At 40.9% G+C, this 24,974-nt stretch carries 19 protein-coding genes and 1 tRNA gene; 9 read left to right on the forward strand and 11 right to left on the reverse strand.

All coding sequences use genetic code 11. The features are described from left to right. Positions 1-31 precede the first annotated feature (31 nt). The 4 genes from AC1DYB_RS20560 to fbaA all read right to left on the reverse strand — a co-directional run bounded on the left by AC1DYB_RS20560 (position 32) and on the right by fbaA (position 2,823). Positions 32-619, reverse strand: a complete 588-nt coding sequence (locus AC1DYB_RS20560; protein ID WP_477437595.1) for a hypothetical protein — start codon at positions 617-619, stop codon at positions 32-34. Between the two features lie 130 nt (positions 620-749). Beyond that, the gene (locus AC1DYB_RS20565) at positions 750-1,175 is read right to left on the reverse strand and encodes a GNAT family N-acetyltransferase (protein ID WP_477437597.1); all 426 of its coding nucleotides are present in this window, start codon (positions 1,173-1,175) and stop codon (positions 750-752) included. Beyond that, the gene (locus AC1DYB_RS20570; protein ID WP_295718728.1) at positions 1,126-1,650 is read right to left on the reverse strand and encodes a low affinity iron permease family protein; all 525 of its coding nucleotides are present in this window, start codon (positions 1,648-1,650) and stop codon (positions 1,126-1,128) included. The genes AC1DYB_RS20565 and AC1DYB_RS20570 overlap by 50 nt, the downstream gene beginning before the upstream one ends. Before the next feature lie 93 nt (positions 1,651-1,743). Beyond that, on the reverse strand, positions 1,744-2,823 hold the full coding sequence (gene fbaA / locus AC1DYB_RS20575; protein ID WP_295718729.1) for a class II fructose-bisphosphate aldolase: 1,080 nt from the start codon (positions 2,821-2,823) through the stop codon (positions 1,744-1,746). Between the two features lie 311 nt (positions 2,824-3,134). On the opposite strand from fbaA, the gene accD reads away from it, so the two are divergent. Next, positions 3,135-3,980 carry an acetyl-CoA carboxylase, carboxyltransferase subunit beta gene (accD, locus tag AC1DYB_RS20580; RefSeq protein WP_295718731.1) on the forward strand — a complete coding sequence of 282 codons (846 nt, stop codon included), beginning with the start codon at positions 3,135-3,137 and terminating at the stop codon, positions 3,978-3,980. Between the two features lie 555 nt (positions 3,981-4,535). On the opposite strand, the gene AC1DYB_RS20585 is transcribed toward accD, so the two are convergent. From AC1DYB_RS20585 to glmM, 3 genes are all read right to left on the reverse strand, one after another. Continuing rightward, positions 4,536-4,904 carry a hypothetical protein gene (locus AC1DYB_RS20585; protein ID WP_477437599.1) on the reverse strand — a complete coding sequence of 123 codons (369 nt, stop codon included), beginning with the start codon at positions 4,902-4,904 and terminating at the stop codon, positions 4,536-4,538. A 393-nt stretch (positions 4,905-5,297) separates the two neighbouring features. Further along, entirely contained in the window at positions 5,298-6,434 is a 1,137-nt protein-coding gene (locus AC1DYB_RS20590; protein WP_477396733.1) for a cysteine desulfurase family protein, read from the reverse strand. An 80-nt stretch (positions 6,435-6,514) separates the two neighbouring features. Continuing rightward, on the reverse strand, positions 6,515-7,897 hold the full coding sequence (glmM, locus tag AC1DYB_RS20595; RefSeq protein ID WP_477437602.1) for a phosphoglucosamine mutase: 1,383 nt from the start codon (positions 7,895-7,897) through the stop codon (positions 6,515-6,517). Between the two features lie 284 nt (positions 7,898-8,181). On the opposite strand from glmM, the gene AC1DYB_RS20600 reads away from it, so the two are divergent. Both AC1DYB_RS20600 and AC1DYB_RS20605 read left to right on the forward strand, forming a co-directional pair. Beyond that, complete coding sequence (locus AC1DYB_RS20600; RefSeq protein WP_477437604.1) at positions 8,182-8,745, forward strand: phosphatase PAP2 family protein; 564 nt, start codon at positions 8,182-8,184, stop codon at positions 8,743-8,745. After that, on the forward strand, positions 8,745-9,461 hold the full coding sequence (locus AC1DYB_RS20605) for a ZIP family metal transporter (RefSeq protein WP_477437606.1): 717 nt from the start codon (positions 8,745-8,747) through the stop codon (positions 9,459-9,461). The genes AC1DYB_RS20600 and AC1DYB_RS20605 overlap by 1 nt, the downstream gene beginning before the upstream one ends. A 47-nt stretch (positions 9,462-9,508) precedes the next feature. Here the strand turns inward: AC1DYB_RS20605 and AC1DYB_RS20610 are convergent, their stop codons facing one another. From AC1DYB_RS20610 to AC1DYB_RS20620, 3 genes are all read right to left on the reverse strand, one after another. Continuing rightward, entirely contained in the window at positions 9,509-10,594 is a 1,086-nt protein-coding gene (locus AC1DYB_RS20610) for a M20 family metallo-hydrolase (RefSeq protein ID WP_477437608.1), read from the reverse strand. 290 nt (positions 10,595-10,884) lie between these two features. Then, the gene (locus AC1DYB_RS20615) at positions 10,885-12,189 is read right to left on the reverse strand and encodes an MFS transporter (protein ID WP_295718744.1); all 1,305 of its coding nucleotides are present in this window, start codon (positions 12,187-12,189) and stop codon (positions 10,885-10,887) included. A gap of 135 nt (positions 12,190-12,324) precedes the next feature. Then, positions 12,325-13,311 (reverse strand): NAD-dependent epimerase/dehydratase family protein, encoded by a 987-nt coding sequence (locus AC1DYB_RS20620; RefSeq protein WP_477437611.1) that lies wholly within the window; start codon positions 13,309-13,311, stop codon positions 12,325-12,327. Between the two features lie 156 nt (positions 13,312-13,467). Between AC1DYB_RS20620 and AC1DYB_RS20625 the strand changes: the two genes are divergently transcribed. The 3 genes from AC1DYB_RS20625 to AC1DYB_RS20635 all read left to right on the forward strand — a co-directional run bounded on the left by AC1DYB_RS20625 (position 13,468) and on the right by AC1DYB_RS20635 (position 14,737). Next, a complete protein-coding gene (locus AC1DYB_RS20625) occupies positions 13,468-13,971 on the forward strand; it encodes an Lrp/AsnC family transcriptional regulator (protein ID WP_295718751.1) in 504 nt (167 codons plus the stop codon). 74 nt (positions 13,972-14,045) lie between these two features. After that, the gene (hscB, locus tag AC1DYB_RS20630) at positions 14,046-14,627 is read left to right on the forward strand and encodes a Fe-S protein assembly co-chaperone HscB (RefSeq protein ID WP_477437613.1); all 582 of its coding nucleotides are present in this window, start codon (positions 14,046-14,048) and stop codon (positions 14,625-14,627) included. Positions 14,628-14,657: 30 nt separating this feature from the next. After that, a tRNA-Leu gene (locus AC1DYB_RS20635) sits at positions 14,658-14,737 on the forward strand. A 299-nt stretch (positions 14,738-15,036) separates the two neighbouring features. Here AC1DYB_RS20635 and AC1DYB_RS20640 read toward each other — a convergent pair. Continuing rightward, positions 15,037-16,767: an FAD/NAD(P)-binding protein gene (locus tag AC1DYB_RS20640; RefSeq protein WP_477437615.1), complete on the reverse strand. Its 1,731-nt coding sequence runs from the start codon at positions 16,765-16,767 to the stop codon at positions 15,037-15,039. Positions 16,768-16,955: 188 nt separating this feature from the next. On the opposite strand from AC1DYB_RS20640, the gene AC1DYB_RS20645 reads away from it, so the two are divergent. From AC1DYB_RS20645 to AC1DYB_RS20655, 3 genes are all read left to right on the forward strand, one after another. Beyond that, positions 16,956-18,770: an alpha-amylase family glycosyl hydrolase gene (locus AC1DYB_RS20645; protein WP_477437617.1), complete on the forward strand. Its 1,815-nt coding sequence runs from the start codon at positions 16,956-16,958 to the stop codon at positions 18,768-18,770. Positions 18,771-18,978: 208 nt separating this feature from the next. Next, positions 18,979-20,490 (forward strand): GAF domain-containing protein, encoded by a 1,512-nt coding sequence (locus tag AC1DYB_RS20650; protein ID WP_477437619.1) that lies wholly within the window; start codon positions 18,979-18,981, stop codon positions 20,488-20,490. A gap of 4 nt (positions 20,491-20,494) precedes the next feature. After that, entirely contained in the window at positions 20,495-24,964 is a 4,470-nt protein-coding gene (locus AC1DYB_RS20655; RefSeq protein ID WP_477437621.1) for a chemotaxis protein CheB, read from the forward strand. Positions 24,965-24,974 lie beyond the last annotated feature (10 nt).

Below are 24,974 nucleotides of genomic sequence, written 5' to 3' on the forward strand. Positions count from 1 at the left end.
AATTTCGGTATAACTGAGCTAAGGTTATTGTTTATTTCAGTTTCTTTACCAGTACATTAAAATCGGCACCAACCACCGGAATTTTCTTCCACTCGGAGCTGTTGGCATTCTTATGGAAAGTGCCGCCATTAAATAAACCACAGGCAAAACCAATATATAATCCGTTTTTGGTGGTCAAAAACTCTATCGACACTAAAATATCTCCGCTAACATTAATTTTGTATGGAGACAGATCAACGCTAACTAACTGGTGCTCTTCCGTGTTATTTTTTTTAATGATACCTTTTATCTCCTCTTTTACAAGGTTAGTATCTGATGGTAGTTTTCCATTCATTTGATAAACATTTACTTTAAATGCAATGCTATCACCTGCCCGGTTATCTGCGTGGAAATTAAGCTTAAGCAGTTCTACAGGTTTATGTCCCGCATTCATCATGACGCCAACTTGCGCGCCTTTTACAGCGGTAAAAGAAGTATTGGTTGATCCTTTTCGGGCCTTGTTCCCAATGGTTTTGGTTTTATCCTGCGCAAAACTACCTATCGCAATAAAGCAAAGTAAGCATGCAGTGATAATTTTTAAGGTTGAAGGTTTTGATAAATTGTGATATTTAAGTTTCATAAAGCAATTATATAAGATGTGTAATTAAATGGAAGACGATGGTATGCTTAAATTGGTTGCATATCACCATTTTAAATTCATTTAATTATTGTCTTAAATATAACTATCTATAAATAAGTTAAATAAGATTTTATTTTTTGATCATTTTATAATGCCTGATACCTGCTTCTTCAAATTCGGGCCCGGTTTCTTCAAATCCAAATTTTTTATATAATGAAACTGCCTGTATCTGGGCATGCAGGTAAATATAAACAGCATCAGCCGGGAGATCATCCAGGACGGCTTGTACAAGAGCTTGCCCTACACCAAATCCTCTGAATTTTTGTAATACAGCAAAACGCTCCAGCTTATAACCTTTGTCAGTTTTTCTCCACCGGCAGGCACCTGCAGCTTCACCATCAACAGTAGCTAAAAAATGATTTGATTCATCTTCAAATTCCCATTCCAATTCAGGGGGGCAATTTTGTTCAACTACAAAAACTTCTGTGCGTACGGCATATACTTTGTCAAGATTTTCCTGTGTGGTTGCTTTGCTTACTACGATTTTTGAGGGCATTGATGTAATGAGGTTTTAATTTATAGGAATTAATTTTATTGGTATGATTTTCTTCTGCAGCATCAATTGAATGTGTGCAGGTAATGTCGTCTTCCTCCTCTGCAAGTTCAGATAATTGCACATAAAATTTATGCAACAGATCAAGTTCCTGTTCGTTTAGGTCCTCAATATCAACCATACGGTTACTCGCTCCCTGGTGAGACGCTAGCAGTTCATTTAATTTTAAATGTATGGCTTTTGAATCTTTATTCTGTGATTTTTGAATCAAAAAAACCATTAAAAAGGTAACAATGGTGGTACCGGTATTAATGATAAGCTGCCAGGTGTTTGAGTATTGAAAAATTGGACCTGTAACTCCCCAAACAACAATTATGGCTACTGCGCCTATAAAAGCTGCCGAACTACCGGTGGCTATAGTTGCCCAGTTGGCAAACTTTTCAAATAAATTTTTTTTCTTTCTAGCGCTCTTTGCCATTGGTGTGTTTTTTATGTAAAGTAGATCGCCTTATTTAACAACAAAGCGCCAATACAACAAATGTACCGGCGCTTTGTTAGTTTTTAATGAATATTATAATTTACTGTTAACGTCAACGCAATTAAGGTCTTCGAAAGCAACAGCAAGTCTTTTTACAAAGGTTTCTTCACCTTTACGCAACCAAACACGTGGATCGTAATATTTTTTGTTTGGAGAATCTTCACCCTCTGGGTTTCCAATTTGGTCTTGAAGATAAGCTTCTTTTGATTTGTAGTAATCTTTTATACCTTCCCAGTAAGCCCATTGCATGTCTGTATCAATATTCATTTTTACAGCGCCATATGAAATAGCCTCACGAATTTCTGCCTGGCTTGAGCCGCTACCACCGTGAAATACAAAGTTGATAGGTTTATCGGCAGTTAAACCAAATTTTTGTTTTACATACTCTTGTGAGTTATGCAGGATAACTGGCTGTAATTTAACATTACCTGGTTTGTAAACACCGTGTACGTTACCAAAAGCAGCAGCTACTGTAAAACGCGGGCTAACTTTTGAAAGGTGCTCATATGAATAGGAAACCTCTTCTGGCTGAGTGTATAAACGTGAGCTGTCAACATCAGAGTTGTCAACGCCATCTTCCTCACCGCCGGTTACGCCTAATTCAATTTCAAGTGTCATACCCATTTTAGCCATACGCTCAAGGTATTTAGCACTGATCTCGATATTTTCTTCCAAAGGTTCTTCAGAAAGATCAAGCATGTGTGATGAAAAAAGAGGTTTTCCTGTTTCTGCAAAGAATTTTTCGCCGTGATCTAACAATCCATCAATCCACGGTAAAAACTTCATTGCAGCATGGTCTGTATGTAAAATAACAGCTACACCATAATGCTCTGCCAGCAAGTGAACGTGCTTTGCAGCAGATACACCACCTAATATACAGGCTTGTAATTTTGAATTATCTAATGATTTGCCGGCGTAAAATTGTGCACCGCCATTTGATAGCTGAATAATAACCGGGGAGTTTACCAGTTTAGCTGTTTCCATAACTGCGTTAATGGTATTTGTACCAATAACGTTTACTGCCGGTAAAGCAAACTGATGCTTTTTAGCTGCTTCAAATAGTTCCTGCACTTGATCTCCGTGCAGAACACCTTTATAATTTTTTAAATCCATGAGCTTTTATTTGGGCCTCGAAGTTATAAAATTTCTTTGTTTTAGGTAAGAAAACTTGTTATTATTGATTGAATATTAACATTTTGTTCAGCAAAATTGGCAAAGTATATTTAAAAGGTAGTAAAAATGGGATTTATATATCAAAATAATGTTTTTTACTAAAAATAAAGCCCTTTTATTGCGGATTTGGCATAAAAACGGCCTTGCGTATTTTTGATAAATAATTTTTATGCCGACAAGTTTTTTATCCCTTAGTACTTGTTTAATATTTTTCGTTTCTTTGTAGTCAATTGAAAGAGCTAGATATAGATATGGCGTGGTTTAAACGAGAGTTGAAAGGGATAATTACGACTACTGAGGAAAAGAAGGAAACCCCTGATGGTATCTGGAATAAATGCCCTAATTGTAAGAAACCTTTACATTATTCTGAGCAGGTTGAAAATCAATATGTTTGCCACTATTGTGGCTATCACCTGCGCATTGGTTCAAAAGAATATTTTTCTGTTCTGTTTGATGATAACGAGTTTACAGAACTGTTTGAAAATCTTACATCGGGCGATCCGCTGCACTTTGAAGATACCAAAAAATACACCGACAGGCTTGCTGAAACTCAGTCAAAAACGGGTTTAAAGGATGCAATACGTTCTGGTGTAGGTAAAATAGACGGACAGGATATTGTTATTGCCTGTATGGATTTCAATTTTATTGGTGGTTCAATGGGTTCTGTAGTTGGGGAAAAAATAGCCCGCTCCATTGATTATAGCATCGCCAACAAGATCCCATTTCTAATGATCTCGAAATCGGGTGGTGCAAGAATGATGGAAGCAGCATTTTCATTAATGCAAATGGCAAAAACATCAGCTAAACTTGCTTTATTATCACAGGCTAAGATCCCGTATATATCTTTATTGACGGATCCAACAACGGGTGGAGTAACTGCATCTTACGCCATGCTGGGCGATATCAACATAGCCGAACCAGGTGCTCTGATAGGTTTTGCCGGCCCGAGGGTGATTAAAGAAACTATTAAAAAGGATTTGCCTAAAGGCTTCCAAACTGCAGAGTTTGTTCAGGAACATGGTTTTCTTGATTTTATCGTTGACCGCAGGGAAATGAAAGAGAAATTAGCGTCGTTTTTGAAAATGATGAAGAATTAGGTTTATTCGATACAAAATACAAATTAAAGGCTATCCGTTTTGGGTAGCCTTTATTCATTAAAAGCAGCGAGTTATTTTGTTATCGCAGCGCATTGTGCACCGGCTCCAGGTATTTCTCTGTCAGGAAGGTCAGCAAAGCTTCCATCTTCATGCAAAACTCTTAGATTTTTTCTGTTAGGCCCAGACCTTTCCAGGTTGAATTCATTTTGGTAGGTACTCATATCAAAATTTCTGTGACTTCCTCCTACCCTGTTGTTGTAGCCCCGATTTCTATCGGGTTCTCCATAGCTGTTCATTATCATGTCCTCCTCTATATTTTATGGTTAAAATATTAGTTCTACTAAACATTTGTTTAGCACTGGTTCATGACAATATATTTATTCAGTATTAAGTAAGGCCGACCCTAACATGTGCCAGGTTTAATTTGTCGTCATAAACCCTATTGTTACTTTAACTCATTATTATCCAAATTATTATCCAAAATCGTTTTCGAATTTTAGACTGTTTTGGAATTATATTAGATGTTTACAATTTAGCGCGGTGTAGCGGGTGTTCTTATATTCCCTCTGTACCAGGTTCGTGCCCTATCATTCTACCCGTTGTTCTTCCATGCGGGCGACTTTCAAAATCTGTTTTAGCTGGCCCTACGGACGGGAATTCTTTTTTGTTGGGTGGAGTGACGTCGTTTTGTTCACTGTATGAAGTATCGGCGCCTTTTTGTGGCTGATCAACTTCTGATTGGGTATGGTAGCCTGTACCTTCGTTTTCAGATTCATGTTCCTCTGGTATTTCATCAGGGTCATCACCGTTTTTATTCTTTTTCAAATTATCGTGCCTTTGACCTGGAAACGAATTGCTTGTTCGTTTCAAATCGTTACGATTTTCATCCTGGTTATTCCGGGATTCTTCTTTATTTGTGTTCATAGGTTTTAAATTTTATATTAATTAATAAACCTATTGAATTATTATTTTGTTTTCGAAATAAGAAAATAATTTTCTAGAATTGAGTGGTTATGCTGAATTTTCGTCTTTTTTTGCAATGGCGTTTAAGAGGGCCGCCCCGCGTTCGATAGGTAGATTAGTTTATGCAAAGATTGTGTAGTGCCTGTTCGGGATGTCTAAACCTAAAAAACTCGTCGAGGTAGTTTTGTCTTTGCAAGCTCCATTGCTTTGTACAAGTTATGGTGAGCAAAAAAGAGCGGGAGAAGAATTATAAATATTCAATGCTTGAGTCAGCGTTGAAGTAAGGCAAGATCAATTGGCGCTTAATGAGCCTTACGAAGTCGTTAAAACTTCGTAAGGCTTATGAGCAAAGGATTATGCGTTAACCAAACAAAGTTCTTTTACTTTGGCAACGGTAAAATCAACTTCATCTTTTGTGTTATATTTTGAGAAAGAAAATCTAACCGAAGGCCGTGATGAGCTTGCCCCAATTGCTGTAAGTACATGTGAACCAATATCGGTACCAGAACTGCAGGCGCTGCCACCAGAAGCCGAGATTCCAGAAATATCAAGATTGAATAACAACATGTCAGCCATTTCCATTTCCGGAAAGGCAACGTTAAGCACTGTATACAAGCTCTTGTCCGCGTCAATTTCTCCATTAAAGTTTACACCAGGTATCTCGTTAGTCAATTTACCTATCATGTATGATTTTAAATTCTGGATGTGGGCCTGGTGTTGTTCCATTTCGGCATAAGCTATTTCAAGTGCTTTAGCCAGGCCTACTATACCATAAATATTTTCGGTACCACCACGCATATTGCGTTCCTGGGCGCCACCGTATATAAATGGTTTTATTTTAATGCGGTGGTTAATATGTAAAAAACCTACACCCTTTGGCCCATGCAATTTGTGGCCTGCGCAAACTAAAAAATGAGTTTTAAGCTTGCTGAGGTCGTGGCGGTAATGCCCCATTGTTTGTACAGTATCGCAGTGATAGATGGCGTTATAGGATTCGCATAGGTCGCCAATGCGATTCATATCCGATAGTGTGCCTATCTCATTATTCGCATGCATAATAGATACAAAACTGCGTTCGTTATCCTTAAGCAAGGTTTCCAGATGATCATAATCAACATTGCCTTTGCTATCAATATTAACAAAACTCAATTTTATAATGCCCGATTTTTCCATCGCTTCCAGCGTATGGAGCACAGCATGATGTTCAATATGACTGGTTATGGCATGCGTAATGTTATGATCAACAATGCCACAGCGGATTGCGGTATTATCAGCTTCGGTACCACTTGATGTGAAAAATATCTCTGCAGGCGAAGTATGCAGCAAGTTGGCAATGGTTTTGCGTGATCTTTCAACCAGGGTTCTTGCCTCACGGCCATGTGAGTGGATAGATGATGGATTACCAAAATGGCTTTCCATTACTTTATACATTTCTTTTAAAACTTCCGGATCAAGCGGCGTTGTAGCAGCATTGTCAAAATAAACACGCATCTTATCTAATTAGTGAGTTGGTGAATTTGTGCGTTAGTGACTTTTTTTTGACCTTCAATCACTAACCGTTAATTCAATAGTTAATTCAAAATTTCTTTAATATCAGCAATTATCTTATTTGCCAATCCGTTTGCAACCGTTTCTGAGTTGCCTTCGGAGTAAATACGGATAATTGGTTCAGTGTTTGAACGGCGCAAATGTACCCATTCTTTATCAAACTCTATTTTTAGACCATCAATGGTGGAGTGAGGTTGTTTATCGTATTTTTCTTCAACCTTGATTAAAAGGGCATCGATATCCATTTCGGGTGTTAAGGTTATCTTATTTTTAGATATAAAATAACCCGGATAAGACCGGCGCAAGTTTGAAACCGATTTGCCGGATTTAGCCAAATGAGTTAAAAACAGAGCAATACCAACTAATGCATCACGACCGTAATGCAGTTCGGGATAAATTACGCCGCCATTACCTTCACCGCCAATAACCGCGTTAACTTCTTTCATTTTGTTAACTACGTTTACCTCACCTACGGCCGAAGCGTGGTATTCGCCACCGGCTTTTTCTGTAACATCACGCAGGGCCCGGGTTGATGACAGGTTGGATACTGTGTTCCCCAAATTATGCTGTAAAACATAATCTGCAACTGCCACCAGCGTGTATTCTTCGCCAAACATATTACCGTCTTCGCACACAAAGCAAAGGCGATCAACATCCGGATCAACAGCTATACCTAAATGAGCTCTTTTACTTAAAACCTCTTTTGATAAAGCGGTAAGATTCTCTGGAAGTGGTTCCGGGTTGTGAGGGAAATTGCCATCGGGTTCGCAATACAATTCGTGAATAGTATTTACCCCCAGGGCTTTCAGTAAAGCCGGTACAAAAATACCGCCTGTGGAGTTAACACAGTCAATTACTACATTAAAATCAGCTTTTTTGATTGCGTCAACGTCAACCAATGGCAAAGCCAGCACAAGGTCGATATGTTTTTGCAGCCAGCTGGCATCCTGGGTTATTTTACCCAGATCATTAACATCAGCATATGTAAAATCACTGTTTTCTGCAATCTCCAATACTTCTTTACCATCGGCATCACTTATAAATTCACCATCGGCATTAAGCAATTTTAAGGCGTTCCATTGTTTTGGATTATGGCTTGCCGTAAGGATAATTCCACCTGCAGCATGCTCGCCGGTTACAGCCAATTCTACAGTAGGCGTGGTTGACAGGCCAAGATCAATAACATCAATGCCTAATCCCTGCAGCGTGCCAATAACCAGGTTGTTTACCATGATGCCGGATAAACGTGCATCGCGGCCAATAACAATTTTCTTAATGCCAGATTTTTTGACCGCCCAGGCACCATAGGCCGAAGTGAATTTTACAATATCTAGCGGTGTTAAACCATCGCCAACCGCACCACCGATGGTGCCGCGTATACCCGAAATTGATTTTATAAGTGTCAAGATGTTGTTGTTTTTTTGTACCACAAAAGTAAGGTATTTAACCAATAGCAGGGTACAAATTATATTTTTCTGCAAACGTTTGCTCAGCAAAAAATGCCCAGAATAACTCAGCAAACAGCCTTATAACATTATTATAGTTTAATGAGCATAGGGTATCCTGTAGCTAAAGCATATTTACCAGTAAACTAAAATGAGTTTAAAAGTTTATTAGCTCGCTATTATAAAACTTGTTTTAAAGTATTTAATAACTTTGAGCCGAAACTATAAAATTGACAATTACATCAATGCCAGATTATATCTTACAGCTCGACCGGCATTTATTTTACTTTATCAACCATGACCTAACGAACCCATTTTTCGATTTGGTGATGCCCTGGCTGCGTAATCCTAAATTCTGGATCCCGCTGTATATTTTCATTATTGTTTTTTGTTTGTGGCGATATAGAAAGGTAGGTGCGATTATTATTGTATTGCTGGCTACAACGGCTGGTTTTGCCGATTTTACAAGCGCCAGCATAATCAAGTACAATGTTAAGCGGCTTCGCCCCTGCCGCGACCCTGTTGTAGGTATTACTGATATAAACCGCATCCCCTGCGGATCGGGTTATAGCTTCCCCTCAACACACGCTACCGATCATTTTGCCATGGCTATATTTTTATGCCTCGTTTTTGGAAAAAAATGGCGCTGGGTGTGGTTTTTAGCAATTTTATGGGCATCGTTGATTTGTTTTGCACAAGTATATGTTGGCGTGCATTTTCCGGTAGATGTGATCTGCGGAGCCATTTACGGATCTGTAGTCGGTATCTTGTTTGCTTACCTGTTTAAAAAAATACAACCTGCGTTTTAATGGAGATCTGGAAAGTTTTAATATTGTTTTTAAGTGCCTCATGCGGCGGATTAGCCGTTTTTCTTTTTAAAGGTGATAGCCATAAAATGCTGAAACTGGTTCTCTCGTTTAGCGGGGCATACCTGTTTGGTATAACTGTTTTGCACTTAATTCCTGATGCCTATCATGGCAATGATAATTATGTAGGTGTATTTATATTGATCGGTTTCCTGTTCCAGATAGTACTGGAACAATTCTCAGATGGGATTGAGCATGGTCATATGCACAGGCATACCCATGATCTGGCTATGTTTCCTGTTGGTATTATGGTGAGCCTTTGCCTGCATGCTTTTCTTGAAGGTATGCCGTTGGCGCAGGGAAACCAAAATCAATTGGTTTATGGCATAGCATTACATCATATACCAGCCTCTTTTGCTTTAGGTACCGTGTTATTGACTAATAAACAGGGAAAACAAAAGACCGTATTTTTTATCTTGCTATTTGCTATAATGGCACCCGCCGGATATTTTTTTAGCAACGCATTAAGTACCGGTGATATTGGTAATCTGCAGCATTACTTTAACCGGATAATGGGTATAGTTATTGGAATATTCCTGCATATTTCCACCACCATCCTATTTGAATCAAGTGCCGATCATAGATTTAACTTGCGGAAGATGATGGCAGTGTTGTTGGGCGTTGCTATTGCGCTGGTTGGATTTTTGGGAGAGTTATAATATAAGTTCAAGCCCATCCTTAAAGGACGGTCGCTTGAACTTATTGTTTAATTTATGCTTTCTAACATCTTAATATACAATTCAATACCTTCCCTTATTTCATCTACATATACAAATTCATCTGCTGTATGTGAACGTGCTGAATCACCCGGACCCACTTTTATTGATGGGATATCCAACAGTGATTGATCAGATGTGGTTGGTGAACCATAAGTTGTTCGGCCTAAAGCAATACCAGCCTGCACAATAGCGTGTTCCATTGGTATGGATGATGGTTTTAAGCGAATAGATCTCGGTTTAACATCACAATTTACATGCTGGCGAATAATCTCCAATACTTCCTCGTTACGGTAGGCATCAGTAACCCGCACATCAACCGTAAATACACAGCTGGCCGGTACAACATTATGTTGCGAGCCGGCATTGATAATGGTTACAGACATTTTTATAGGTCCAAACACTTCTGATTCCTTTGGGAATTTGAAACTGCGAAACCATTCAATATCTGCCAATGCCTTGTAAATAGCGTTTTCACCCTCCTCGCGGGCGGCATGCCCCGCTCTGCCGTGTGCGGTGCAATCAAGCACCATTAAACCGCGTTCGGCTATTGCTAATTGCATTAAGGTAGGTTCTCCTACTATTCCAAAATCCAGTTTACCCAATTCTGGTATGATCAATTCCAGCCCGTTTACTCCGGAGATTTCTTCTTCGGCAGTAGTAGCTAAGCAAAAATTGTATTTTAAGTTTTCCTTATCATGAAAATAAAGAAACACCGAGATAAGTGATACCAGGCAACCGCCTGCGTCGTTACTGCCGAGACCAAAAAGTTTGCCATCTTCAATTTGGGCATCATAAGGATCGCGGGTATAGCCCGAATTTGGTTTTACTGTATCATGATGTGAATTGAGCAGGATTGTAGGCTTTGCGGGGTCAAAATGTTTGTTCCAGGCCCATATATTGTTTAGTGTACGATGGGTTGTTACTCCATGCTGCTGTAAAAATTCATTAATAAGATCGGCAGTGCGGTCCTCCTCTTTGCTAAAGGATGGTATAGATATAAGTTGCTGCAGTAAAGTAACTGCCAGTTGAAATAAATTGTTGCTATCGGTCATAGATGTTGGGCTAACTCCCATAATGTTAAGTGGGCAAAATTAATATTTTTTATGTAACGGCAGTGATAAACGGATGGTATAAAATAACCGGGGCAGCTTTAGCATTATAGCAATTAGATGGCATACATCTAAAATAAAGATAAAAAGTACCATCTTCCTGGCCGGGTAAGTTGGTAACCCACAAACCAATATTTATTATGAAAATGGTTATAAACTACATTGTTAAATCGCCTGGAAACCCAAAACACATTAACTCTCCGGAGAACCGTTAAAAAGCTACAGTAAAAAACCGGCACATCTTAAAACTCAAATTAATCCTCTTCCATTTTGGAGTGCTTCCTTGTATCGTTCATGGAAATATAGAGTACAAGGGATAAGGCAATACAAACGGTTACATACCAATAAAACCATTGTGGATGATGATGATTTTTGAATAACAAGGCGATGTATTCCGCCGTTCCACCAAACATGGATACTGCTATGGCATAAGGGAAACCTACACCAAGGGCACGCACATTTGCAGGAAATAGTTCGGCCTTAACAACAGCATTGATTGATGTATAGCCGCTCACAATGATCAATGCGCACAAAATGAGCGCAAAAGCCACCCAAACATCTTTGGTATGGCTTAATAGAGTAAGAATGGGTATAGTACTAACTGTTCCCAATACACCAAAGCCGATCAACAGGGGTTTGCGGCCTATCTTATCTGAAAGTAAACCAAAAACGGGTTGAACCAGCATAAAAACAACCAACGTAAGTGTTGATATTAATGTGGCGCTGGCTTTGCTAAAACCCGAACTGTTTACCAGGAACTTTTGCATGTAGGTGGTAAACGTATAGAAAGCCAGGGTACCACCAATAGTTAGGCCAATAACAGTAAGTACAGCTTTAGGGTGTTTGGCCAACGCACTTATGGTACCATGCATGGAGTCACTTTGATCTTTTTCTTTAGTAAATGATGCCGATTCCTGCAAATTGCGCCTGAGGTACATAGTAATAACGGCTAAAAAAGCGCCTATGCCAAAAGGGATTCTCCACCCCCAATCATGTAATTGTTGTTCGGTTAAAAATGCGCGTTGCAATAAAATGAGTACGCCGAGGGCAAGCAACTGCCCCATTATAAGCGTTACGTATTGAAAACTGGAATAAAAACCCCTACGCTTTTTGCCCGCAATTTCACTAAGGTAGGTGGCACTGGTGCCGTACTCTCCTCCTACGCTTAAACCCTGGATGATACGGGCTATTACCAATAAAACAGGAGCGGCAACACCAATAGATTTATAGCCAGGTGTAACAGCGATGATGAGCGAGCCCACGCTCATTAGTAATACCGATGTGGTGAGCGCTGTTTTGCGGCCGCGTTTATCGGCAAATGTACCCATCAACCAACCACCAATTGGGCGCATTAAAAAGCCGATAGCAAAAATACCGGCTGTGTTTAATAACTGTACAGTTTCATTTTCCTTAGGAAAAAAGGCATCCGAAAAATAGAGGGAAAATGCAGTGTAAACATACCAATCATACCACTCAACCAAATTACCCAACGAACCTGCAATAATTGATTTAATACGGCCACCTGTTGTTTTGGGAAGCGTTATAGTAGAATTAGTCATATTTTAGATGGGGTATGATCAAAGCATAAATGTAAGAGATAAATTTAATTCAAACCGCTTATGTAAATGATTCTGTTGTCAATTTATCCCCTTCTGCTAATGGTCACTACCGCCACCATAAATTGCCCCTTATGATCAGTGCTTGCTCATATCAATGGACGAGGAACTACTCCCCTCATAGTTGCCAAGGTTTTGCAGCATATCGGCAGTCATGCTTTCCAGGTCATAAGTCGGAGCCCAGCCCCAGTCATTCGCTGCCTGCTGGTCGTCAATAGATTCGGGCCAGCTATCCGCAATAGACTGTCTTAAGTCCGGTTGGTAGGTTATCGCTAAAGGTAGAAAATTGTTAATCTGCGCAGCCAGTTCTGCAGGTGTAAAGCTTATCCCGGCCAGGTTATAGGAAGATCGGATAGATAAATTTTCAGCGGGCGCGTCCATCAGTTCCATAGTGGCCCTTACAGCATCTGGCATATAAAGCATTGGCAGTCGCGTTTGCTCACTTAGGTAGCATTCGTAATAACCCTTGCCTACCGCCTGGTGAAATATATCAACAGCGTAATCAGTTGTACCACCGCCTGCTTGTGCAGAATGACTAATTAACCCCGGATAGCGCAAGCTGCGTACATCCAGTCCGTATTGTTTATGATAATACCGGCACCAATGCTCTCCAGCGGCTTTGCTTACCCCGTAAACAGTAGTTGGTTCAATAAGCGCATACTGGCCGCAAAGCTGTTTAGGCGATTCCGGCCCGAAGACAGCTATACTGCTTGGCCAAAAAACTTGCTGTAGCTTCTCCACGCGGGCTACTTCCAATACATTAAGCAAGCTCTGCATATTCAAATCCCATGCACCCAGGGGATTCTTTTCACCATTAGCAGACAGCACCGCTGCAAGATGATAGATATGGGTAACATTCAAACTGGTTACCAATTTTTGAAGTTCGTGCTTGTCCAACACATCAAGGCGGAAATACGGACCTTCTGCGGAAGAAGTTTCATCAATGCTACGGATATCTGTAGCTATCACCCTTTCACGGCCATATTTATCCCGCAATACTTTTACCAGCTCCGTACCAATTTGCCCACAGGCTCCTGTAACCAGGATAATGTCTTGATGATTCATTTATATAGGATAATAGTTGCATCAAAATTCACATTTACAACAATATATTGCTATTTAATTTTTTTATTTGGTTTATTTAATCAAAAAATAGGTTTTTTTAGGTTAAATAATGCGTAATTAATTAAGTTTGATTGTTAATGTGGAAAATCTAATCATATGCTTCATCAACTCGATAACACTGATATCAGCATCCTGAAGATATTACAGGAGAACGCTCGACTCACTAATCAGGAAATAGCCGACAAATTGCACAAAACCGCCTCACCCATATATAGAAGAATTAAACGCTTGGAGGAAGAAGGTTTCATCAAAAAATATGTGGCTGTGCTGGATCCAAAAAAAATAGACCGCGGTTTGATGGCCTTTACCCATGTACAGCTTAAAGATCACTCCCAGGATAGTTTAAGAAATTTTGAACAGGCCATTATTCAGTTACCAGAAGTATTGGAATGTTATCACATGACAGGGGCTTTTGATTTTATATTGCGTGTAGCCGTAAAGGATCTGGATGCCTATCACCAATTTCTGATGCATGAATTGTTTGGCATCATGGCCATCGGATCGGTTCAAAGTACCCTGGTGATGAAACAATCTAAACATGAAGCCGCGTTTCCTATAGATGTACCGTCGAATCCTTTTCCTTCTGCTGGTAAAAGTTAAACGGGTGTAATGAAAATAACTGCTGAGGGTTACTGTTGCTCCTGTTTAAGGATTTATTAGAATTTGATGGGTTAATGATGTTCCAAGCACTGAAATTCGTAAAAGCGGATATTATTAGTGAAATTCGTGGTATGAATTATTTTGAGTTTTATGGCATACCCGAGTCTTTCCATATTGAACCGGCTACGCTAAAAAAGAAGTTTTATGAGCTAAGTAAACTTTATCATCCCGATTTTTATGCCGGAGAAGATGAAGCTAAACAACAGGAAATATTGGAACTATCCACCCTAAATAATAAAGCTTACCAGGTTTTAACCGACCCGGCGCGCAGAATGGAGTACATTTTAAAGCTGCATGACCTGGTTTCTGAGGGTGCAAAACCACAATTACCGGCAGATTTTTTAATGGAAATGATGGATATTAATGAACGCCTGATGGAAGTTGACGACTCGGGAGAGTTAGGATCTATAACAGCGGAAGTGCTTGCTATTGAGGGGGATATTAATGAAAAATTATCCGGATTAACTGCGGGTTATACCAAGCTTGACCATAGTGCGCAGGAAGAACGCCGCATAAAAATTGCAGATATTTATTATAGACAAAAATATTTGTTGCGAATTAAAGAGAGTTTAGATACATTTGCAGCCCGCCTGTAAGGGATCAACGATCACATTACAGCATAGTAAGCCCAGCTGGCGGAATTGGTAGACGCGCTGGTCTCAAACACCTGTGGGAAACCGTGCCGGTTCGACTCCGGCGCTGGGTACTAACCGGGATCTGGTTAGAAAATTGAAGGGGTTGCTTGTAAAAAAGCAACCCCTTTTTTATTGACTTTCAGTACGTTATCATAGAACGCTGGATGGATAAAAGCGGTTCTAAACATACCATTACCATAAGTTTGATTGCCAGGCAGGGTTATTACGTTTAACTTGGATTATATTCGCGATGTATCGGATAATGACCTGTAAAAACCATAAGCTATTGTCTCCTCTTTACTAATTTGTTTTTTTGTATTCTGAAATTGGCGGAACGGTTCAATCAGATTAGTTTATCCACTTTCGTGAATTATTTGGGGGCGTTAAAGACCTCAGTTAAGGATTTTATAACCAGCGCTGAAGCCGCTTCTCCAAAATCAAGCCCGGAATAATCGGGGTTAAAGCCGCCGATAAAAGGTACTGCCATAATATAGATCCGGTCATTAAAAGCATTATATTCATCTACCGCCTGGAATGAATCATTAATCGTGATACCGGGAACATTCAGGAAATACTTGCCGTCACTATCGGTTTTAACTTTTTCATTGCCTTTATCATGCAAAGTTTTCCCATAGTTTTGATCCCGGAAATATAACCTGGCCCGGCTTACCGTTTTATTGTTGATCAGGCCAGGAAAAGGCAATTCTTCAAATGATAAATGCGGCTGTCCGATACAATCTACAAAAGTTTCAAATGCCTCATGTTTTTCCTGTCCGTCTATGCTATAGTGATATATAATACCGCCTGTTTCTACGGGTTCTACTTCGTTATCATCACCAACCGCAACAATATCCAGTACACCCGCTTCGTGCATGGCCAGCATTTCCGCCGCTGAACTTTGTGGCACATAAGCGATCACCACGGAGATCAGGGGCATCAACACTTTTTGTAGCCGGAGCATATCTTCTGCACTAAAGTATTTGGCCGGGTAATTCATAGCGAAGCTTAATACACCCAACATCTCTTTCCAATAGATCGACACCCGGCGCTTAATTGATTTTTCTGCCTCAGCATATTCTGCTGCTAACAATTGGAATGGGTCCAGCTTTTCCCGGAGCTCCATGACATCATTTACAAAATCCTCTAAAGTGAAATCTTTGATGCGCTCATAAAACTCCCGATCATTTTCTTTTATACCCTGCCTGAAATTCTTATCGAAAACATAATCGAGTGGCAAAAATCCATCATTGGTTGCTCGTACACTTTTGATTTCTTCCGCAGTCAGCACGGTATTCTTTCCAAAATGCGAGTCTTCTAAATGAAAACGCAATGCCGGCAGCAGGCCATTCCTGGAATGCATCACGATTTTAAAATTCGGTGTATCAGTTTTGACCGTGTAGGTGAGCTTACCATTTTTATCTTTAGCAAAATCACCGTTGTAACGTCCCAAGGTCCTGATGGCGTCAACCGCCGTAAGTGAAGAACCACGTACAGCTATTGGGTGGTCAGCTTTAAATCCAAGCTTGACCGGCGGATATGGTGAATCAAAGTAGCCCGGGGTCTTTCCCTCATGTTTTTTGGGCCATAAATGGCCGGTGCAAATCACGATTGCATCAAAGTCATGCTTCTCCTGGTCATTGGCAATTACCGTGGTAATTTTGGTTTCTTTATCGTCAATGATATCAGCCACCTCTGTATTAAAGAGAATATTGGTTTGAATACCCTTATCCTTGGCTATCTTTTCCAGCATTTTAAATTGAGCTGTCAAATATTGACCAAATAGCAAACGGGGCAGTGTTTTGTATTCATTGAACCGAGAGGCATCAATATGGAATTTATCTAAAGTGTCCTTAGGTACTGTGTTGATCCAATCCGCAATTGAAGTAACAATTTCAGGGATCTCATTGCCGGATACATTAGTGATATGTTCATCATTTGCCCCTTCCATACTGTAAGGCATACCCTCGCCTAAGCGGCTTCGCTTCTCAAAAATTGTGATCTCCATATTGGGGAGATCTGCATCCACCAATCTTTTATAAATAAAAAGCGCGCTCGGGCCTCCGCCTAAAATTCCGATTTTAAAGTGTTGATGTGTTGCCATAATCTTAATTTTTGAATTCGAGCTAACAACATGTGTTCCAAACAAATGTGTGAGGCAGTGACGAATAAAGTTTTGCTCAGGGAAATACATTTTAGTGTTGAACTAAATAATTTAAGCTTCCTGATACTTGTGTAAAAAATTGGTCAGTTTTTAAACAATTTGTAGAAATAATCCTTTTATAGCTCGATATGGAAACGAAAACTTTAACCCCGGAAAATAAGGTAGCCGGAATGGGCGCGATAATAACTGATAAAGGCACTTACTTCAGGGTTTGGGCACCAAACGCAGAAGCTGTATTTGTATTCGGAAGTTTTAACAATTTTGACAAGGGGGCTTGTCCATTAGAAAATGAAGACAATGGTTATTGGGCGGGATTCGCTGAAAATGCCAAAGCTGGTGATGAATATAAATACTTCCTTCAAACTCCTTTTGGAGAGTTTTTTCGGAATGACCCCTATGCCCGGCAGATGACCAATTCTGTGGGTAACGGCGTGATCTACGACAGTAACCAGTTCGATTGGGGTAATGCAGAATATAATATGCCTTCCTGGAATAAATTGGTGGTATACGAGCTACACGTTGGCACCTTTAATGTGAAGGAAGAAGGTAAGCCCGGCGACCTTTACGGCGTAATCGAAAAATTACCCTACCTGAAAGATCTGGGCATCAATGCCATTGAGGTGATGCCGCCCTTTGAATTTCCCGGTGATTTTTCCTGGGGCTATAATCCCTCCCAGCCTTTTGCTATAGAATCAGCATATGGCGGGCCGGATGCATTCAAGAGCCTGGTGAAAGCTGCGCATGAATTGGGCATTGCAGTAATTCTCGATGTGGTTTATAATCATTTTGGCCCAAGTGACCTTGACCTGTGGCAGTTCGATGGCTGGTCTGAAAATAATAAAGGCGGCATCTACTTTTATAACGATTGGAAATCAGAAACACCCTGGGGAGATACCCGCCCGGATTATGGGCGTGCAGAAGTTCGCCAGTATCTGCGTGATAATGCGATGATGTGGCTGGAGGAATACCGGGTAGACGGGTTACGTATGGACATGATCCCATATATCCGTAACGTTCATGCAGATGAAAGTCCGGACAGCATGCTGGAAGACGGTATGAGCTTATTGCGGTGGATCAACAGCGAAATTGCTGAAAAATTCCCCTGGAAACTGACCATTGCAGAAGACCTGCACGGCCTTGATGAGATAACGGATAAAGTGGAAAACGGTGGACTGGGTTTTGGCGCACAATGGGACGGCGATTTTGTACACCCCGTTCGCAACGCCATTATCGCACCCGAAGATGGGGAGCGCGATATGTTTGCCATGGAAGCAGCGCTTATCCGGCGCTACAGTGGCAATCCTTTTCACCGGGTAGTTTACACCGAAAGTCATGATGAAGTGGCAAATGGTAAGGCCCGGGTAGCTGAAGAAATCGCTGATGGTGACGTCAATAATTACTACTCTAAAAAGCGTGCTTCGCTTGGGATGTCTATGGTGTTAACAGTGCCCGGTATTCCCATGATCTTCCAGGGTCATGAATTGCTGGAGGATCAATGGTTTTCGGATACCGACCCGATCGACTGGAAACGAAAAAAAGAATTTAACGGCTTCGTTAACCTGCACCGCGATTTGATACGCTTGCGTTTGAATTATAATGGACAAACCGATGGGCTAAGCGGGGAACATTCAGAAGTAATTAGAGTGGATAATGAAAAGAAAGTCTTGGTTTATCAGCGCTGGCAGGAAGGCGGTGCAGGCGATACCACCGTGGTCGTATTGAATTTTTCAGGGCAGGCCTATGAAGATTACCGTATCGGTATGCCTGATCTGGGGCTTTGGAAAGTTCGCTTCAACAGCGATTGGGAAGGCTACGATAAGGAATTCGGGGATTTTAAGGCTTTTGACACGGAAGCAGAGCAGCTGGAATGTGATGGCTATGCGCAATCTACAAACGTTGCCGTAGGTGCTTATTCAGCTATCATTTTGTCACAGGATAAATAATGTTAATTTAAATTATTAATAAATATTAAATTATTAAACAGCGCCGGGTGTAAAGTAAAGACTAAGGGTTTATGTAGTAATAAAGTTGCCTTTAAAGGATAATTTGTTTCTTTCTAACTAAAAATCTAACTTTACTTTACATCCGGCTCGTCCTTTTAAACATTTAAAACTTGTTCAAGAAGGCTGTTTATTTATCGAATAAGTTTATATGTCTAAAAAAAAATATGACTCGGACTTCTGTGGAAGTCTTCCTTTAAATCACATTAACGTTATTCAATCTTACGGCTATTTGCTGGTGGTCGAAAATCACACCTTCAAAGTTTTACAAGTGAGTGAAAACGTGGTAGAATTATTTGATAGACCTTTACAGGAGATCATCGGAACGTTGCTTGGTGAAGAATTTGATCTAAGTCAGTTGAAGGAATTGCAGGGCCGTTTCGAAACTAAAGCCAATCAAAAAATTCCATTTACCATCATGATTAGCGACCGGAAAACTCCGGTATTGGCTCATTTCAAACCCGGCTATATCATTTTGGAAGTGGAGAAAAGCGAGGTGGAATATGAACGCACTTTCACGAAGGTTTTTGAAGAGGTGAAATATGCCATGGCGGCAATCGAATCAGCTTCATCGGTCATCGAGGTGAGCCAGGCTGCCGTCCATGAATTACGGAAAGTGACGGGCTTCGATGGCATTATGATGTACCGGTTTGATGATGACTGGAACGGTACCGTGATCGCTGAAGAAAAGGTAGATGAGCTTGAAAATTATTTAGGTCATACCTTCCCCGGTTCTGATGTGCCCAAGCAGGCGCGCGACCTTTATTTAAAAAATCCCTATCGGTTGATACCTGATCGTCAGTACGAACCGATCAGGCTGTACCCGGTGGTTAATCCGGTAACTAACGCGTTTATCGACCTTTCTGACTGTAACCTTCGTGGCGTTGCCTCCGTTCATCTGGAATACCTGAAAAATATGAACGTCAAAGCGTCCATGTCTTTCCGAGTGATTGACAATGATAAATTATGGGGCCTGATCGCCTGCCATCATATTGAACCGCTCTATCTTAATTTTGAGTTGTGCGCAATATGTGAGTTGATCTCCTCAGTAACCTCTAACCGGATCGCTGGTATCCTGCATAAAACAACGCGGGAAATAGAAAGTGATCTCCAAAATCAGCAAACTGAACTTTTCGCTCAGATCTATACGCTTAACGATATCAACAAAGGCTTATTAAATGCCGGGAGTAATAATTTGATGCACTTGCTCCATGCGACCGGCATCGTTTCAAATTTCCAAAACGATTATCAGCAGATCGGCGCTGTGCCTGACCGGGACATGATCGAAAACTTGTTTCTTTGGCTTCAAAATAAGCAGGTTGAAAAGATTTTTTATACCGATCATCTGCCGGAACTTTTTGAAGAAGCTTTACCTTATCCTGAATTGGCGTGCGGCCTTTTAGCTATTCCCCTCAATCTTGAAAGCGGCGAGTTTATTATTGCTTTTCGGCCTGAAGTTGTTCAAACTATTAACTGGGGTGGCGATCCAAATAAAACGATCAATTTTGAACCAGATGGTAAGAAATATCATCCCCGGGCATCTTTTAAGATTTGGAAACAACAGGTAAATAATACTTCCAGTCCATGGTCTAAACAGGAATTAGCAGTTGCTGAAAACTTGAGAACCTTTTTATATGAATTTATCACCAAATCTAAAGGTTAATTAAGTGACTGATATTAAACAAAATTATTTTCTGGGTGCCAGGTCCGCAGAACTTTGTGTGGTAGCTATTGGTGCGTCAGCCGGTGGTTTGGAAGCGATCAATGAATTTTTTGACCATATGCCGGAGGATTCCGGGCTTACCTTTATCGTTATCCAGCATTTATCGCCGGATTATAAAAGCTTGCTGGTAGAATTGGTGGCAAAACATACCACTATGCAGGTTTTCGAGGCAGCTAACGATCTGAAACTTCAGCGCAATTGTATCTATATCATTCCGAATAAAAAGTTGATGACCATTAAAGGTGCTAAGCTTAAACTGGCCGATAAAATAGCTGACAAATCCCCGAACACTGCGATCGATCATTTCTTTTTTAGTTTAGCCCAGGATAAAAAAGATAAAGCGATCGCCATTGTACTATCGGGCACAGGCACCGATGGTTCTAAAGGGATTGCGGCAATCAAGGAATTTGGCGGAACGGTTATCGTCCAGGAACCAACTACTGCAAAATTTGATGGTATGCCCAATAGTGCAATTACCTCCGGTAATGCAGATCATATCGCGGCACCTAAAAAAATGTACCTGGAACTGGAATCTTTTCTGAGTAAAAGAGCTGAACCGGAATTGAATGAGGACAATTTCGATAATGTTGTCCTTAACGAATTATTTCAGCTGGTAAGTGCCAGCAGTGGTCAGGATTTCGACCTCTATAAAACACCAACCATACTGCGGCGGATCGCACGGCGGATGAATGTGGTGGAAGTTGCCGATTTGAAAGCTTATGTAGAATTCCTAAAAGAAAATGATAAGGAAATTAAACTTTTAGCCAAAGATTTCCTGATCAATGTGACCAAATTCTTTAGGGATAAGCCAGCGTTTGAGATTATGGCGAAAGATATCATTCCGGAGATTATCAGTCATAAAAAAGACGGCGACCTGTTCAAGATATGGGTTTGCGCCTGTAGTACTGGTGAAGAAGCTTACACTATTGCGATACTGATCGATGATTGTTTGGATAAGGCCGGGAGGCATCTGGATGTCAAAATCTTCGCCAGTGACCTCGATGATGCTAGCATTGAAGTGGCCGCAAAGAACAGCTACCCGTTGACCATCGCCAAAGAGATCCCGTCACCACTACTGAAAAAGTATTTCATAAAAGACCGTACCTCCTATTCTGTTATTCCTGCGATCCGTAAACAGATCGTTTTTGCCAAGCATAACGTAGTAAAGTCGCCACCTTTTATTAAGAATGACCTGATCACCTGCCGCAATATGCTGATCTACATGAATAATGTGTTGCAGCAAAAGATCATGGCGACTTTTCATTTTTCCTTACTGAAAGAAGGTTATTTATTTTTAGGTTCCAGTGAAAATGCTTCGAGCATAAAAGATGGAATTACGGAGATCAACGGCAAATGGAAGATCTATCAGAAAACGGGAACCATCAATTACGGGCTACATCACACTTACACAACAGTTACGCCGCTGATCAAAAAAGCACCGGAGAAAAAAGAGGTTAGCAATGCCTTACCTGAAAATACGGTGGAGCAGGATTTTTTAAATCTGATCGTTGAAGAGTTTGATTCGGTTGCGGTATTTATTGACAAAAATTATACAGTCCGGGATACGATCGGTAATTACCGGCAATACCTTAATCTACCGGAAAAGAAGATCGATCTGAATATATTGAACCTGGTTAGCCGCAACGTCGCTGTGATCCTGAATACCGCCATTCGTAAAGCCTGGAAAGAGAACAAAAAAACCTACCTGAACAAGATCAGGATGAGCCGGGCTGGTGAGGATGTGTTTTTGCAGATCACCGTAAAGCCACCTGAGCCTGCCTCAATCCATGGCTATACCATTCTGATGCTTACGGAAAGTAAAGCTGAGCCGGGCAACAGGGAGGGCATTGCACTTTCCCCGATTGGGCCGGAAGATCAGCAGGAACATTTACTGGAAGTGGAAGCGGAACTGATCGAAACCAGATCAAATCTCCAAATGGCTGTCGAGGAAATGGAGACCACTAATGAGGAACTCCAGTCCAGTAACGAAGAACTGATGTCGGCCAATGAGGAATTACAATCCGGTAATGAGGAGTTACAGTCTTTAAACGAGGAGTTGCACACTTTAAATACGGAACACCAGGCCAAGATCAGGGAACTGGTTGAGTTGAATGATGATCTTGATAACTATTTCAAGTCAACCGATATTGGCCAGATCTTTATTGACAGCAACCTTAATATCCGCAAATTTAACCCGGCAGCGATCAAGCTGGTTAATCTGATCAACGCAGATATTGGCAGGCCAATCAACCACATTTCCCGTAACATCCAGTACGACAATTTTATTAATGATATTCACGCCGTTTTAGCAAACGGTTCCACCATTGAAAAGGAAATAGAACTTATAAACGGGGCGACCAATCTGATGCGTATTATGCCTTACATCCGAAAGGATAGGCAGAAAGACGGCGTAATAGTTTCCTTTATTGATATTTCCAGAATTACGGAACTCAGTAACATTATTTCCGGTGTATTTAACGCCAGCTCTGCTGCTATATTTGCTTTTAAAGAGATTCGCGAAGACGGCAAAAAAGTATTAGATTACAATTGTATCGCTTATAACGAAGCTGCGCTATCCTTACTATCGCAAACAAATGCTGAGTTCGACGCAAATCCTTCCTATAAGTCACTAGGGCTCATTTCAGGTACGATAAGTTTGGATAAGCTGTTTCATGTTGTTGATACTGGCAATCCTTTACAATCCGAACTCCAGATTGCTGATGGCAATTGGTACCAGGTACTGACGGCAAAAATGAATGACGGTTTTGTAATGAGCCTGACCAGGGTAACAGAAAGAAGAAACGCAGAACAAAAACTTCGTAAAAATTACCAGGAATTGATCACTGTTCGTGAAGGCCTTAAAACGCTTAACCTAGAATTGGAAGACCGGGTGAGTGAGCGAACCCGAAAGCTGGCCGAAAGTGAGGAACGGTTTAACCTGGTGGCTAAAGCGACCAATGATACTATCTGGGACTGGAACCTGGTAGACAATACGATGTGGCGGAGTGAAACTTTTGTCAGCATGTTTGGCTATGAGCGGAATGAAGAGGCCAACTCTATTAATTTCTGGTACGACAAAATTCACCCCGAGGACCGCGAGCAGGTTAAACAAAGCGTCAATGAGGCCATTAACAGCCATCAGAAACAATGGACTTCGGAATACCGGGTTCTGAAAGCCGACGGTGATTATGCGTTTATTTTGGACCGTGTCAGCATTTTGGAAGATGAATACAGTACGCCATTCCGCCTGGTAGGTTCTATTGTAGATGTCACCGCCCGAAAGGAAGCAGAGATCCGCCGTATCGAATTGCTTGACCTGATTAAAAAACAGCGCGACGAATTTTACAGCATCTTTAATAACGCGCCGGCCTTGATCACGATCAGGCGGGGTACGGATCTGATATATGAATTTGCCAATTTATCTTTCCGCGAATTTGTCGGCCAGGAAGAGTTCATTGGTCGTAAGTCGGTAGATGTGCATAACGAATTTAACCAGCTGGAACTTTCAGTAATTGAACAAACGGTGATCACCAACGGCGAAGCCTATATAGGTAAAGCCTGTCATTTAAAGAAAAAGGCGCTGGGAGATAATGATGTGGAGGACTATTGGTTTGACCTTATCATCAACCCGGTATATGCGGCTAACGGAGAAATAGATGGCATTGCTTTTTTCGGATTTGATGTAACCTCTTTGATCCGTGCTAACGAGGCAACGGAAGAGCTGATGCACAAAAAAGATGAATTTATGAGCATCGCCAGTCACGAGTTGAAAACTCCCGTTACCAGTTTGAAAGGATCACTACAGATCTTGCAGCGAATGGCCGTCAAATTGGAAAAGAACGACCAAATGATTTCATTCATTGAGAAAGCGGCTAAACAGACCGGTAAACTGACCGTGTTGCTCGATGATCTTTTGGATGTAACCAAAATCCAGGAAGGTAAACTATTATTGAATTATAGCCACTTTGATGCCTGGAGCATGGTCAAAGAAAGCGTTGACGAAGTACGGGTTCAGAGTCATTCCCATGAATTGATCATTGATGGCGACGAATGTATCATGGAGATCAGTGCTGACCGCATCAGATTAGAACAGGTGATGAATAATTTTCTGACCAATGCCATCAAATATTCTCCCAATGGTAAAAAGGTGGTCATTAAATGTGCTATCGTTAAGAATGAATTTCGGGTGGATATACAGGACTTTGGTATCGGTATACCTAAAAGTAAAAAGGATTATCTGTTTGACCGGTTTTACCGGGTGCAGGAGTCATCTACGCACTTCGCCGGTTTGGGTTTAGGATTATATATAACTGCGGAGATCGTGAAACAGCACCACGGTACTTTAGGCGTGGAAAGTAGCCCGGGTGAAGGTTCGACTTTTTGGTTTTCCGTGCCTATTCAGGGGGTTCATTAAATTTTAAAAG

Source organism: Mucilaginibacter sp. P2_A4, assembly GCF_056405015.1.

Bases quoted from the DNA above. Each gene is read 5' to 3' on its own strand.
- AC1DYB_RS20560 (WP_477437595.1), bottom strand. From the start codon at position 619: ATGAAACTTAAATATCACAATTTATCAAAACCTTCAACCTTAAAAATT.
- AC1DYB_RS20565 (WP_477437597.1), bottom strand. From the start codon at position 1,175: ATGCCCTCAAAAATCGTAGTAAGCAAAGCAACCACACAGGAAAATCTT.
- AC1DYB_RS20570 (WP_295718728.1), bottom strand. From the start codon at position 1,650: ATGGCAAAGAGCGCTAGAAAGAAAAAAAATTTATTTGAAAAGTTTGCC.
- fbaA (WP_295718729.1), bottom strand. From the start codon at position 2,823: ATGGATTTAAAAAATTATAAAGGTGTTCTGCACGGAGATCAAGTGCAG.
- accD (WP_295718731.1), top strand. From the start codon at position 3,135: ATGGCGTGGTTTAAACGAGAGTTGAAAGGGATAATTACGACTACTGAG.
- AC1DYB_RS20585 (WP_477437599.1), bottom strand. From the start codon at position 4,904: ATGAACACAAATAAAGAAGAATCCCGGAATAACCAGGATGAAAATCGT.
- AC1DYB_RS20590 (WP_477396733.1), bottom strand. From the start codon at position 6,434: ATGCGTGTTTATTTTGACAATGCTGCTACAACGCCGCTTGATCCGGAA.
- AC1DYB_RS20600 (WP_477437604.1), top strand. From the start codon at position 8,182: ATGCCAGATTATATCTTACAGCTCGACCGGCATTTATTTTACTTTATC.
- AC1DYB_RS20605 (WP_477437606.1), top strand. From the start codon at position 8,745: ATGGAGATCTGGAAAGTTTTAATATTGTTTTTAAGTGCCTCATGCGGC.
- AC1DYB_RS20610 (WP_477437608.1), bottom strand. From the start codon at position 10,594: ATGGGAGTTAGCCCAACATCTATGACCGATAGCAACAATTTATTTCAA.
- AC1DYB_RS20615 (WP_295718744.1), bottom strand. From the start codon at position 12,189: ATGACTAATTCTACTATAACGCTTCCCAAAACAACAGGTGGCCGTATT.
- AC1DYB_RS20620 (WP_477437611.1), bottom strand. From the start codon at position 13,311: ATGAATCATCAAGACATTATCCTGGTTACAGGAGCCTGTGGGCAAATT.
- AC1DYB_RS20625 (WP_295718751.1), top strand. From the start codon at position 13,468: ATGCTTCATCAACTCGATAACACTGATATCAGCATCCTGAAGATATTA.
- hscB (WP_477437613.1), top strand. From the start codon at position 14,046: ATGATGTTCCAAGCACTGAAATTCGTAAAAGCGGATATTATTAGTGAA.
- AC1DYB_RS20640 (WP_477437615.1), bottom strand. From the start codon at position 16,767: ATGGCAACACATCAACACTTTAAAATCGGAATTTTAGGCGGAGGCCCG.
- AC1DYB_RS20645 (WP_477437617.1), top strand. From the start codon at position 16,956: ATGGAAACGAAAACTTTAACCCCGGAAAATAAGGTAGCCGGAATGGGC.
- AC1DYB_RS20650 (WP_477437619.1), top strand. From the start codon at position 18,979: ATGTCTAAAAAAAAATATGACTCGGACTTCTGTGGAAGTCTTCCTTTA.